At 68.2% G+C, this 12,313-nt stretch carries 15 protein-coding genes; 14 read left to right on the top strand and 1 reads right to left on the bottom strand.

Going from position 1 to position 12,313, the window contains the following annotated elements; translation table 11 throughout:
- Positions 1-14 precede the first annotated feature (14 nt).
- The 14 genes from ACZ45O_RS11920 to ACZ45O_RS11855 all read left to right on the top strand — a co-directional run bounded on the left by ACZ45O_RS11920 (position 15) and on the right by ACZ45O_RS11855 (position 11,906).
- Complete coding sequence (locus tag ACZ45O_RS11920; RefSeq protein WP_464853220.1) at positions 15-344, top strand: metal-sulfur cluster assembly factor; 330 nt, start codon at positions 15-17, stop codon at positions 342-344.
- A gap of 89 nt (positions 345-433) precedes the next feature.
- On the top strand, positions 434-1,318 hold the full coding sequence (locus ACZ45O_RS11915; protein ID WP_464853218.1) for a peptidylprolyl isomerase: 885 nt from the start codon (positions 434-436) through the stop codon (positions 1,316-1,318).
- 64 nt (positions 1,319-1,382) lie between these two features.
- The gene (locus ACZ45O_RS11910) at positions 1,383-3,221 is read left to right on the top strand and encodes a P1 family peptidase (protein WP_464853216.1); all 1,839 of its coding nucleotides are present in this window, start codon (positions 1,383-1,385) and stop codon (positions 3,219-3,221) included.
- Between the two features lie 222 nt (positions 3,222-3,443).
- The gene (locus ACZ45O_RS11905; RefSeq protein WP_464853214.1) at positions 3,444-4,427 is read left to right on the top strand and encodes a hypothetical protein; all 984 of its coding nucleotides are present in this window, start codon (positions 3,444-3,446) and stop codon (positions 4,425-4,427) included.
- A 92-nt stretch (positions 4,428-4,519) separates the two neighbouring features.
- The gene (locus tag ACZ45O_RS11900; protein ID WP_464853213.1) at positions 4,520-5,071 is read left to right on the top strand and encodes a hypothetical protein; all 552 of its coding nucleotides are present in this window, start codon (positions 4,520-4,522) and stop codon (positions 5,069-5,071) included.
- 78 nt (positions 5,072-5,149) lie between these two features.
- Positions 5,150-5,377, top strand: a complete 228-nt coding sequence (locus ACZ45O_RS11895) for a hypothetical protein (RefSeq protein WP_464853212.1) — start codon at positions 5,150-5,152, stop codon at positions 5,375-5,377.
- Positions 5,378-5,422: 45 nt separating this feature from the next.
- Entirely contained in the window at positions 5,423-5,809 is a 387-nt protein-coding gene (locus tag ACZ45O_RS11890) for a holo-[acyl-carrier-protein] synthase (RefSeq protein WP_464853211.1), read from the top strand.
- Positions 5,806-7,368: an NAD(P)H-hydrate dehydratase gene (locus tag ACZ45O_RS11885; RefSeq protein WP_464853209.1), complete on the top strand. Its 1,563-nt coding sequence runs from the start codon at positions 5,806-5,808 to the stop codon at positions 7,366-7,368. Before ACZ45O_RS11890 ends, ACZ45O_RS11885 begins: the two co-directional genes overlap by 4 nt.
- A 27-nt stretch (positions 7,369-7,395) precedes the next feature.
- Entirely contained in the window at positions 7,396-8,529 is a 1,134-nt protein-coding gene (gene alr / locus ACZ45O_RS11880) for an alanine racemase (protein WP_464853207.1), read from the top strand.
- Between the two features lie 51 nt (positions 8,530-8,580).
- On the top strand, positions 8,581-8,829 hold the full coding sequence (locus tag ACZ45O_RS11875; RefSeq protein WP_464853206.1) for a CopG family ribbon-helix-helix protein: 249 nt from the start codon (positions 8,581-8,583) through the stop codon (positions 8,827-8,829).
- A gap of 14 nt (positions 8,830-8,843) precedes the next feature.
- Positions 8,844-9,206, top strand: a complete 363-nt coding sequence (locus ACZ45O_RS11870; RefSeq protein WP_464853205.1) for a type II toxin-antitoxin system PemK/MazF family toxin — start codon at positions 8,844-8,846, stop codon at positions 9,204-9,206.
- An 88-nt stretch (positions 9,207-9,294) separates the two neighbouring features.
- Positions 9,295-10,029: a gamma-glutamyl-gamma-aminobutyrate hydrolase family protein gene (locus tag ACZ45O_RS11865; protein ID WP_464853203.1), complete on the top strand. Its 735-nt coding sequence runs from the start codon at positions 9,295-9,297 to the stop codon at positions 10,027-10,029.
- Positions 10,030-10,102: 73 nt separating this feature from the next.
- Entirely contained in the window at positions 10,103-10,324 is a 222-nt protein-coding gene (locus tag ACZ45O_RS11860) for a small, acid-soluble spore protein, alpha/beta type (RefSeq protein ID WP_464853201.1), read from the top strand.
- A gap of 184 nt (positions 10,325-10,508) precedes the next feature.
- Positions 10,509-11,906, top strand: coding sequence for an ISLre2-like element ISSyth3 family transposase (locus ACZ45O_RS11855; RefSeq protein WP_464852581.1), 1,398 nt, complete (start codon positions 10,509-10,511; stop codon positions 11,904-11,906).
- A gap of 117 nt (positions 11,907-12,023) precedes the next feature.
- Here the strand turns inward: ACZ45O_RS11855 and ACZ45O_RS11850 are convergent, their stop codons facing one another.
- Positions 12,024-12,218, bottom strand: a complete 195-nt coding sequence (locus ACZ45O_RS11850; protein ID WP_464853200.1) for a hypothetical protein — start codon at positions 12,216-12,218, stop codon at positions 12,024-12,026.
- Positions 12,219-12,313: the final 95 nt, after the last annotated feature.

Genomic DNA, 12,313 nt, shown 5'->3' with positions numbered 1-12,313 from the left:
GGGAGCGATTCGGGATGGGAAACCTGAACGGAGCCAACAACGAAGCCGACAAGGCCGCACTCGCACGGACCCTGCTGCGCAACGTCTTCGACCCCGAGATCGGCATCAACATCGTGGACCTGGGCCTCGTTTACGAAATAAAGGTGGATGAGCAGAACCGGTGCCGCGTGCTCATGACCTTCACCACCGCCGGCTGCCCTGTCGGGGGCCACCTGGTGAACGAGGTCTACGAGGCCCTGAGCGTGCTCGATTTCGCAGACGTCAAGGTCGACGTCACCTTCGATCCGCCCTGGACGCCGCACCACATGTCGTCCGAGGCCAAGCGGCAGCTCGGCTGGCAGTGAGCCGCATCCGCGGTTGGCAGCGGGCGTGAACTGCGTTACCATACGAATGGTGGCTCTGTTTGAAGCATGCACTGAAGGAGCGTGGCACGTTGGCAAGCGAGAGTAACCGGGCGACGATCGTCCTGTTTGTGGTGGCCACCCTGGTGGTGGCCGGGCTCGGCGGCTACTTCGTGGGCAGCAGCACGCAGCGCCCCGGCGCGGACAGCGATGTGGTGGCGACGGTCAACGGCGATCAGATCACCCGTATGGAAGTGCACGAGAAGTTGATGGAGTATTACGGTACGGTGACCGTTGACGACATGATCCTGACCCGCCTGGTGGAGCAGGAAGCCGCGAAGGCCGGCGTTACCGTGACCGATGCCGAGCTCGAGTCGGAGGTCGAGGCCTTCAAGGCCGCCTCCGGGGGCGATCTGCTCTTCAGCCTTACCCTTCAGCAGTACGGCATGACGGAGGCGCAGTTCCGCGATTTTCTGCGGCGCAACATGAACGCCACCCGGGTGCTCAGGCAGGAGCTCGAGCCCGACGATGCCACGCTGCGGGAGTACTTTGACGCGATGCAGGGCTCCGACGAGACCCGGCGGATCAAGGCCCGCCACATCCTCGTAGATACCGAGGAGAAGGCCAACGACATCCGGGCCCAGCTGGACGCCGGTGCCGATTTCGCCCAGCTGGCCCAGGCGGAGTCGGCCGACACGGTGAGCGGCGCACGGGGCGGCGACCTGGGGCTGATCGCCAGGGGCGACACCGTACCCGAGTTTGAGGCGGCGGCCTTCGCCCTGGGCGACGGCGAGATCTCGGAGCCGGTGCAGAGCCAGTTCGGCTGGCACATCATCCAGGTCAACGCGCTCGACTTCGAGCAGGAGAAGGAGACCATTCGGGAGCAGTACCTGAGCGAGAAGGTGAACGAGCGGATGAGCGGCTGGCTCAGCGAGCTGCGGCAGAACGCCCAGATCACCAACACGCTCTCGGAGTGAGCGCCGAGATCGGGCCAGGGGGCAGCCTCCTGGCCTGCTTGTTCATGACGCGGGGGGTGGTGGGGTGGATCGGCGGACGCGCTGGCGGCTGTTCCTGCTGATCGGCGTGCTGGCGCCGGCGGCGATGGGGGCGGTCGGGCTGCTCCTGGCCCGGCTGGCCACGGGGCAGTTCCCCGACCTGCTGCGGCTGCCGTCCGGGCAGGCCGTGCTGGCCGGCCTGGTCGCGGGCGGGACCTCCCTGGGCCTGATCGGGCTGCTCTCCCGGTGGGGCCCGCTGGAGGATGCCCTGCGGAAGACGGCCACCCGCGCGGGCGAGGAGGCGCTGCGGTCCGCCGGGTATCCGATGATGCTGGTCCTCGTCACGACCTCGGCGCTCGGCGAGGAACTGCTGTTCCGCGGCGGCCTGCAGCCGCTGGTGGGCCTGCTGCCCGCAGCCTTTCTGTTCGGATTCAGCCACGGCGGCTGGATGCGGGACAACTGGGCCTATGCGGCCGTCGCCGCGGCCTCGGGGGCCATCTTCGGCGGCGCCTACGCTCTGACCGGCGACTTGTGGGCGCCGGCGATCGGCCACAGCATCCACAACATCCTGTCGACGCTGCTGCTGGGCCGCCACATCGAGGTCGAGTGGCGCGGCCCGGTGCCGGTGATCCGCCTGGTGCCGGATGAGCCGCCCGATGCAACCAGTGAGGAGGTAGCGCCCATGTCCTTCACGAGCCCGTATCCGTCCCGTCCCACGGCCCGTGCCCTGGGCCTGATCACCGGCCACCTGCCGCCGGGGCCGCAGAATGACATCTGTGACGTGCCGGGGGTGCGCGTCGGCCACGCGACCCGGGTGGAGGGCGAGGGGCCGCTGGTGCCCGGCCGGGGGCCGGTCCGCACCGGCGTGACGGCCATCCTGCCCCACGGCGGCAACCTGTTCAAGCAGAAGGTGCCGGCGGGCCTCTTCGTGCTCAACGGCTTCGGCAAGGCGACGGGGCTTGCCCAGGTAGCCGAACTGGGCACCATCGAGACGCCCATTCTCCTGACCAACACCCTCAGCGCCTTCCGCGCAGCCGACGCGCTGGTGAGCTACATGCTGGAGCAGAACCCGGAGATCGGCGTGACCACCGGCACGGTCAACCCCGTGGTGGGGGAGTGCAACGACAGCTTCCTCAATGATGTGCAGGGAAGACACGTCACCGCGGAGATGGTGCGGGCCGCGCTGGACGGCGCCTCGGGCGGGCCGGTCGCCCAGGGGGCCGTGGGCGCGGGCACCGGCATGGTCTGCTTCGGCTTCAAGGGCGGCATCGGTTCCTCGTCTCGCCGGGTGGACCGATACGTGCTTGGCGCTCTGGTCCTCGCCAATTTCGGCCGCCGCCCCGACCTGCTGATTCACGGGGTGCCGGTGGGCCGCCGGCTCCTGGACTACCCGGAGAAGGCGGCGCCCGTGTCAGAAACTGCGCCGGCGCCGCAGCCTGAACAGGAGTCGGCGCCGCAGCAGCCCGCAGCGGATTCGGGATCCGAGTTCACACCCGACGAGCCGCCGCCTGGCTCGGTGATGATCGTGCTGGCCACTGATGCGCCGCTGGACGCGCGCCAGCTGACCCGGCTCGCCAAGCGGGGCGCGCTGGGGCTCGCCCGGGTGGGCGGCAGCGCGATGAACGGCAGCGGCGACTTCGTGCTGGCCTTCTCCACCGCGAACCGCGTGCCGCATCAGGCCAACTACCCCGTGAGGGCGGAGACCCTGCTCCGGGACGACAGCGCGATCATGAACGACCTCTTCCGCGCCGCCGTCGAGACGGTGGAGGAGGCCGTGATCAACGCGCTGTTCACCGCCAGCACGGTGACCGGGCGCGACGGGCACGTGGCGCACGCGCTGCCGGTGGAGCAGGTATTGTTGTGGCTGAAGCGAAACGATCAGTAACTTATCACAAATCTATCCGTTATGGTGTGAACCTTTTCAGCACGGTGTACGTATAAGAGAGTGAAAAACGGGATCCAATCAGGTTGAAAACGAAATCCAATCAGATCGAACAGGTTGAAGCATGAAGTCAGCAAAAGGGGCGGCCTTTTAGCTGCAGGCGAAAATGTGCAGACGTAGTCGCATCCTGTAGAATCACCCCAGGAAAGAAGGGGATGGGTCTTCATGGTCGACGCGTTAGTACGCCTCCTGGAGGAGGGCAGGTACGCCCGCTGTCTCTTCGCGGCGGAGCAGATCCTGGAACAGGGCGGCCTGCCGCCCGCCGAGCTGGCCGGCATTCACCTGATCAGCAGCCGCTGCCGGCTGCTCCTCCAGGACGCACCCGGCGCGGTGCGGTCCGCGCTGACTGCCGTAAGGCTGGCCGAGCAGGGGCAGGAATTCGACCTGCTGGGCCGGGCCCTGCTTGCGCTCGGGGCCGCCCACGCCGCGCTGCACCAGCACGAACAGGCTCTGAACTGCTTCCACGGTTACTTCACGTACCGGGCCTATTACCGCGAGGCCGGCCGGCTGGAGGGAGCGGCGTGGAAGTCGCTCGGCATCACCTACCAGCGGCTGCTGCAGCCGGAGCAGGCCGTGCACGCGCTGGAAGCGGCGCGGGCCTGGTTCGCCGGCCACCAGATGGAGCACGGCGTCTTCACCACCACCCATGACCTGATCAACGTCTACCTCTACCTGGCCCGGGAGGACGACCGCCAGCGGCGCCCGGCCCGCCGGCTGCTCCTGGAGCAGCGGGCCGTCGCGGCGCGGCATCCCGCCGAACCCTACTACGCGGGCACCTACCTTTTGGATCTCGCGGCCTGGCTGTTGGGGGGCGGGTACCCCGGACGGGCCGCGGTGGCGGCCGCGCGCGCCCTGAACGTGTACCGCGGCGATCCGGCCCACGCCTGTCACTGCTACCTGCTGCTGGCGCGATGCGAGCAGGAGCGGGGCGAAGGCCGCCAGGCGCTCAGCTTCGTCCTGGCGGCCCTGAGCGAGGCGGTGACGGCCGGCCTGCCGGAACTGGAGCACCTGGCCGCCGAAGCGCTCGAAGAGCTGGTGGAGCGGGAAGGGGTGCAGATCCTGCGCTACCTCGACGCCGCCTACCAAGCGACCGCCCACTTCCCCGAGGAGATGCCGACCGTGCCGCTGCTCAGGCGGGATCTGCAGTAGTGTCCATCAGACAGCCCCTCGCCCGGGGCTGTTTCCTTTCCGCACCCGGGTGGGTAGACTATGCCCAAATCTGGGAGAGAGGCGGTGAAGGGATGACCTCATGGTTGGAACGCCTCTTCCGGAAAGGCGAGTATCGGCGCTGCCTGCTTCACGGGCGCAGGCTGCTCAGGGCCGGCGGGCTCACCCCCGGCGAGCGGCTGCGGGTGCTGGTGCTGGTGCAGCGCTGCAGACTGGCCACAGGGTCCGTGCGCCAGGTGTCCAGCTGTCGGCTCCGGCTGATCAGCGCCGGCATGCTCCGGGCGGCGGGCCGCCCCCAGCAGGCGGCCGACGAGGCATTTCGAGCCTTGCAACATGCGGAACCCCTGAGCCCCCTTCAGGTGCGGGCTCAGCTGTTTCTGAGCCGGGTGGCGGCGGCGACCGGCCGCCTGGTGGAGGCGCTGGCCTTCGCCCTGGCCGCCCGGACCACCGCGGCGGCAGGCGGCATGGGCCGCCTGGAGCGCCGGGCGGCGGACCTGTTGGCCTTGCACCTTCAGGCCGGCGGCTGGACAGCGGTCAGTGAACTGGCCAGGGCCCTGGCCGCGCAGGGGGTGGACGTATACGAGTACCTGGACCTGGCGGAGCTCATCACCCCCATCGGGGAATGACGAAGGGGCGTTCTGAAGGGGATCGGCGGCGCGCTGGAGAAACCTACCTGCAAGTTGTGCGCGGCAGGAGGGGTGGCCATGCGCTCCCGCCTCTTTTCAACAGGCCGGCGGCTGGTGGCTGAGGTGGTCTCGGTCTACCGGGGCCGCGCCATCCTCGCCTTCGGCGAGGGCGTGCGGCTCGAGGTCGCGGCTCGGGCGCCTCTGCAGGAAGGCCAGCGGGTGGTCCTACGGGTGGAGCGCGGGGCCGACGGCAGTGTGGTGCTCAGGCTGGCGGAGGACGACGCCGGGCTTGACCGCCTGCTCTAAGCCCGGGACGAGGCGCATGGCGCGCTGCAGGCAGGTGGAAAGGAGGTGCTCGGCGTGATTGTGGGCACCGGCGTTGACATCGTGGCGGTGGAGCGGCTGGCCCGCGCGGTCGACCGCCACGGCGAGCGGCTCCTCCGGCGGCTCTTCACCCCTGCGGAGATCGCCTATTGCGAGTCCAGCGAAGCTCACCGGGCTGCGCGCCTTGCGGCCCGGTTCGCCGCGAAGGAGGCCGTGCTGAAGGCCCTGGGGATCGGGCTGCGCCAGGTGCGCTGGACCGACGCGGAGGTCTGCCGTGACGAACTCGGCCGCCCGACGATGCGCCTTTCCGGCCGGCTCGCCGAGATCGCCGCCGCGCGGGGTGCAACTCGGATTCATCTGTCGCTGTCTCATACACAGGAGTACGCCGTTGCACAGGTGGTGATCGAAGGATGAAGGTGGTTTCGGGCGAGCAGATGCGGAACATCGAGGCGCGCCTCTTCGATCAGTACGGCTTCACCTCCGCGATCCTGATGGAACTGGCCGGGCGCCAGGTCGCCCTGATTGCCCGGCGGATGATGGAGGGGCGGTCGGGACCCATCGTCGCGGTCTGCGGAAAGGGGAACAATGGCGGCGATGGCCTGGTGGCCGCCCGCTGGCTGCGCCACTGGGGGTTCCAGGTCTCGGCGGTGGTCTGGGCGTCGCTGGACGACCTGCCGGCTGACGCCGCGGCGGCGCTCTACTCCGCCCGCATGGCCGGGGTCCCGATCCTCATGCCGGCGCAGGCGCACGACGCGCTGCAGGGCGCCGACCTGATCATTGACGCCGTGCTGGGCACCGGCGCGGTCGGCTCCGCCAGGGGTCAGGCCGCCGAGGCGATCAAGCTTATCAACGGGGCCAGCCGGATGGTGCTGGCGGTGGACATCCCCTCGGGCATCGGCACCAACACCGGGAGGGTGGACGGGCCGGCCGTGCGGGCCGACGTCACCGTCACCTTCGGCCTCCCCAAGCTGGGCCTCTTCCTCTACCCGGGGGCCGACCTGGTCGGCCGGGTGGTGGTGGTGGACATCGGCCTGGACGAAAAGGCGGTGGAGGCCGAGAACATCCAGGTGGAGCTGACCCGGTCCGCGATGGTGCGGGAGTGGCTGCCCACCTACAGCCGCGACGCCCACAAGGGCACCCGCGGCCGGGTCTTCGTGGCGGCGGGCTCCCACGGCATGGTCGGGGCCGGCGCCCTGGCGGCCGTGGCTGCCCTGCGCACGGGGGCCGGGCTGGTCACCGTGGCGGCGCCGGAGCACTCGCAGCCGATCCTCGCGTCGATGCGGCCCGAGCTCATGACCCTGGCCTTGCCGGAGTCGGCGGCCGGCGGCTTCCTGGCCGACGGCGCCGAGCTGTTCCTGCAGCGGGCCGCCCGGGCGGACGCCCTGGCCGTGGGCCCCGGCCTGGGCACCGACGCCGAGGCGCAGCTCTTCACCCGCCGGGTGGTGGCCGAGGCCACGGCGCCGCTGGTGCTGGACGCGGACGCCATCAAGGCGTTTGCCGGCCGGCCCGAGCTGCTGGCCGAGTGCCCGATGCCCCTGGTGATCACCCCGCACCCGGGGGAGATGGCTCACCTGCTCGGGGTGTCGGTGGAGTCCGTGCAGGCCGACCGGTTCGCCGCCGTCCGCCGGGCGGCAAGCCTGACGAAGGCGGTGGTGCTCCTGAAGGGCGCCTACACCCTGATCGCGGAGCCGGGCGGCCAGGTCTTCATCAATCCCACCGGCAGCCGGGCCCTGGGCACGGCGGGATCCGGCGACGTGCTGACCGGCATTATCGCCGCGCTGATGGCCCAGGGGCTGGGGGCGCCGGAGGCGGCCGCGGCGGGGGCCTTCCTGCACGGCCTGGCCGGCGACCGGCTCGCGGCGCGGACGGGGCACGACGGCATCCTGGCCGGCGAGATCGCGGCCGAGCTGCCGGCGGCCCAGCACGCCCTGCGGCACGGGCTGCCGGACCTGATTGAGGAGTTCCAGGGCTAACAGAGTCCAGCGACGGGAGGAGCCGGGATGGATCTAGACCGAATGCGCCCGACCTGGGCGGAGATCAATCTACGAGCAGTTCAGGCCAACATCGCAGCACTGAAGCAGATCATACGGGCTCCTCGGCTGATGGCGGTGGTGAAGGCCAACGCGTACGGGCACGGCGCCGTGCCCGTGGCCACCGCGGCGATAGAAAGCGGGGCCGACTGGCTGGGCGTGGCCACGGTGGAGGAGGGCGTGACCCTGCGCCGCCACGGCATCACGGCCCCGATCCTGGTGCTGGGCTATGTGTCGCCCGGCCAGGCCGACGCGGTGCTGACCGAGGGGCTGCGGGTCGCCCTGTTCGACGGCGAGCTGGGGCTGGCCCTGCACCGCGCGGGGCGCAGGCTGGGGCGGAAGGCGCGGGTCCACCTGAAGGTGGACACCGGCATGGGCCGCATCGGCCTGCAGCCGGCCGAGGTGGCCGCCGTCGGCCGCACGCTCGCCGGACTGAGCCACGTGGAGGTGGAGGGGGTCTTCACCCACCTGGCGACGGCGGACGAACCGGAGAACCCGTACACCCGGGCGCAGCTGGACCGTTTCGAGGCGGCCCTGGCCGAGCTGGAGGCGGTGGGCGTGCGGCCCGCCATCCGGCACGTGGCCAACAGCGCGGGGCTCATGCTCCACCCTGAGGCGCACTACGACATGGTGCGCAGCGGCATCGCCGTCGTCGGGCTCCCCCCGGCGCCGGGCGTGGACTGGCCCGTGAAGCTGACGCCCGCGCTCACCTGGAAGACCCGCGTGGGGCTGGTGAAGTGGCTGGAGGCCGGGCGGTCGGTCTCCTACAACTGCACCTACACCACGGCCGCCCGGGAGCAGATCGCGACCCTTCCCGTGGGTTACGCGGACGGGTTTTCCCGGAAGCTTTCCAACCGGGCGGAGGTCCTGATTCGCGGGCGGCGCTGCCCCGTGGTCGGGGTGGTGACCATGGACCAGACAATGGTCCGGGTGCCGGACGACGTCCCGGTCCAGGTGGGCGACGAGGTGGTGCTGATCGGGCGCCAGGGAGACGAGGAGGTCACGGCGACGGAACTGGCCGGGCTCGCCGAGACGATCAACTACGAGATCGTCTGCGGCATCTCCCGGCGGGTGCCCCGCTTCTACCCGCCGGAGAACGTCTGAACCCGGCCGCGTATAGACTGGAAAGAGGGTCGTATCGGGAGGAGGTGCTCCATGGCCGCCGTCAGGCGCATTGTGGTCACCGTGCCTGCATCGCTGCTCGAGCAGGTGGACGGCCTCGCGGCCCTGGAGCGGACCGACCGGGACGCCCTGATCCGAGAGGCCGTGCGAATCTATGTGGAAGAAAGGAAGAAACGGGACATGCGGGAGCAGATGAGGCGGGGCTATCGCGAGATGTCCCGCATCAACCTGACTCTTGCGGAGGAAGGGCCGATCTTCGAGCGGATCGGCAGTTTGCCCTGAGCGGTCCCGGGCGTATGAGCAAACCACTTCAGATTCGGCGGGGCGACGTCTTCTACGCTGACCTGAGCCCGGTCATCGGCTCGGAGCAGGGGGGCGTGCGGCCCGTTCTGATCCTCCAGAATGACGTCGGCAATAAGTACAGTCCCACGGTCATCGTCTCGGCGATCACCAGCCAGATCGAGAAGGCCAAGCTGCCGATTCACGTGGAACTTGACGGGGAAACCTACGGTCTCGAGCGGGATTCTGTCATCCTGCTGGAGCAGGTTCGCACGATCGACAAGCGGCGGCTGCGCGAGCGGGTGACGCACCTGGGGCGCGACATCATGCGCCAGGTGGACGATGCCCTGATGATCAGCCTTGGACTGAAAGAGTTTTGAGGCGCCGCCGGGGCACCTCCGCGGCGAACCCGGGAGTCCAAACTAGTGCGGACCCCGGGTTCACTTACATAAGGAGGAGTGGGATGCCATGAGGCCTGTGATCGGCGTGACCGCATGCAACCGGGCGAGCGAGGAGCCGGGGCGCGACTGGCTCTACACTCCGCACGACTACTTCCGCGCCATCTGGCGGGCGGGCGGGCTGCCCGTCATGCTGCCCTTCGTCGCGGATGAGGAAGAGGCGGCGCAGGTGCTGGAGCGGCTGGACGGCCTGTTGCTCTCCGGCGGCGACGACCTGGATCCCATGCTCTACGGCGAGCTGCCGCTGCCCGCCACCGGCCGCATCGACCCGGAGCGGGACGCCGCGGAGCTGGCCTACGCGCGGCTGGCGGTGGGCCGCGACGTGCCCACCCTGGGAATCTGCCGGGGCCACCAGGTGCTGGCGGTGGCCTTCGGCGGCACGCTCTGGCAGGACATCCCCTCGCAGGTGAGCGGCGCCATCAAGCACCGGCAGCAGGCGCCTGCGGACTACCCCACCCATCCGGTGGCCATTGCGCCGGGCACGCGACTGAGCCGCCTGCTTGGCACGGAGCGGCTGGTCAACAGCCGGCACCATCAGGCGGTGAAGAAGGTGCCGGAGGGCTGGGTGGCCAGCGCGCACGCGCCCGACGGCGTCATCGAGGCGATGGAGCATCCGGGTAGGCGCTTCGTCCTCTCGGTGCAGTGGCACCCCGAGAACCACCAGGGGCGGCCCTGCAATTTCGATCCCCTCTTCGACGCGTTTGTCGACGCGGCGCGCCGCCGCATCGACAACCGGTCATCATAAACGCGCCAACAACTGGTCACATAACGCGGCACCTCCGGCGGAAACATAAGACCGTCAGGAGGTGAGAGACGAAATGGCGAACAACAACAATAACAACGAACTCGTGGTTTCCTCGGCTCGCAACGCCCTGGAGCAGCTGAAGTTCGAGACGGCCGCCGAGCTCGGCATCCCGAACTACGCCCAGCAGTACAAGGGCGACCTGCCCAGCCGTGTGAACGGCTCCGTCGGCGGGTACATGGTGAAGAAGATGATCGCCCTGGCCGAGCAGCAGCTGAACGGCGGTACCGTGCGGTAACTGGCCTCATGGCTGACTGACTCCTCCGGGAAATGCGGGAAGGGGGCTCCGGCCCCCTTCCCGGTGTGAGTAAAGTTTTCGTGGGTACAACACATTTTTTCTCCTGAAATAGCAGGACGAGAGATGTGCCCTTCCAAAGTGTTGAGATTGGCCAACAACAACACGAGGAGGGTCATCTCTCGTCATGGAACAAATTCGTGCTGCGGTGGATTTCTCCTTTCAGGAGATTGAACGTTTGGCTTGGCAACAGACACTCGACTGCTTCCGCGAGGCTTTGGTCGAGGCGCTCTCTGCGATTGACACGGCGCTGTACGAGAGCCGAGACCCGAGTCGGTATGTGTACAAGGAAATGCGGTCCCGAAACGTCGTCACCAAGTTCGGGCCGATCACGTTCCAGCGCCGCTACTACTGGGACCGCGAGGAAGAGCGTTTCGTGTTCCTGCTGGATGAGGTGTTGGGAATAGCGAAACGGCAGCGGGTGAGTGACTCGGTAAGGGCAGATGCGGTTGAAGCGTCTGTGACAGCTGGATCGTACCGGGGTGCTGCGGCAGAGCTGGAGCGGCGGGATTGCCAGGTGTTTGTCAGCCATGAAGCGATTCGGCAGTGGAACCTGCAGACCGGAAGGGCGCTTGCAGCGGCGGAAAAACAGCAGCAGATGACGTTGGCCGGTACCCGACGTGTGCGGGTCTTGTTCATCGAGGCAGACGGGTTCTGGCCAGCTCGTCAGCGTGGCAAGAAGGCAGAAGTCCGGCTGTTTGTGATTCATGAGGGTTGGATCCAGCGAGGCCCAGGTAGTAAGGAGTACAGCCTGGTGAACCGGCGCGATTTCGTGCCCGAACCGGGCAGGGATAGCTGGGAGCAGTTGAGCGAGCTTCTGGAGAGCGAGTACGACCTAAGCGAGACCTGGGTGATCATCAACGGGGACCGGGCGTTGTGGATCCGGGAGGGCGTGACGTGGTTTCCCAAGGCGCTGTACCAGATCGATCGGTTCCACCTGAAGCGGGAGTTAAACCATGTGCTGCGCCACCGGCCCCAGCGCTTAGAGCAGGCACACGCTGCACTTGAAGCAAACGATGCTGGACGGTTGCTGGCGGTGCTGGATGAAGCGCATAAAGCCGAGACCGACACGGATCGTCGTGGGAAGATGCGCCGGCTGCTGGCCGACCTCAGGACGATGCCGGAGTCAATTCGAGATTACCGTATTCGGCTGCAAGAGCGGGGCGTCAACGTTGAGGGGTTACGCGGCGTGGGCGCCGCGGAAGGGGCGGTGGAGCGGTATTCGGCACGGCTGCGGAAGGTGGGGCGGAGCTGGTCGGAAAGTGGCCTGATGGCAATGCTGCAGGTGATGGCAGCATATTATCGCGGCGCTTTACGGGGGGCCGTACAGTACGTTGAGCGTGCGTTGGGGCTTGAATCTGTGAACGCGGCTGCGGAGAAAGTGCGCCATCGGGTTCGTGAGACCGTAGGCCGGGGAGTCGATGCTGCCCGGCATGCACGCATGCCGATCCTGAACGCCGGTCGCAACAACAGCGGAGGATACTCCAAGACGTTCAGGGGGTTTGCGGGTCTGGTGACCAGGTAAAAAACGAGAACGGTAGTCAGCGTCCGTTCAAGAACCAGCTTTATACAGAACACTTTTGGAAGTGAGACGTACCCACTTTGGCTTGACAGGCCCCCCTTCCCGGCTTTTCTTGACGTACTACCCGCCGATTGGTAAACTCTTCTCGCCTGCGGCGTCAAGCTGACCGGCCCGCTCTGCCACCTCTTCCCGGGTGATGATCCCCTTCGCCACCAGGAGATCGATCAGGGCGCTCAGGGCCAGGACGGACCGGTAGTCGACCGCCTTCATGTCGGCAAGGGTGGCATACAGGTCGATGGCCTCGCGGGCCTTCATCGGGGGTCACCTCCATCGCACTACCGGAGAGTATCGACCAGGACCGGGCGGTCTAAACGCCGTCCGGCGGCGGGCCCGCAGAGCCCCGGGAGGGA

This window comes from Symbiobacterium turbinis (assembly GCF_055383075.1).
Note: the sequence above shows the minus strand (reverse complement) of the source record. Positions and strands in the feature narration are given on the sequence as shown.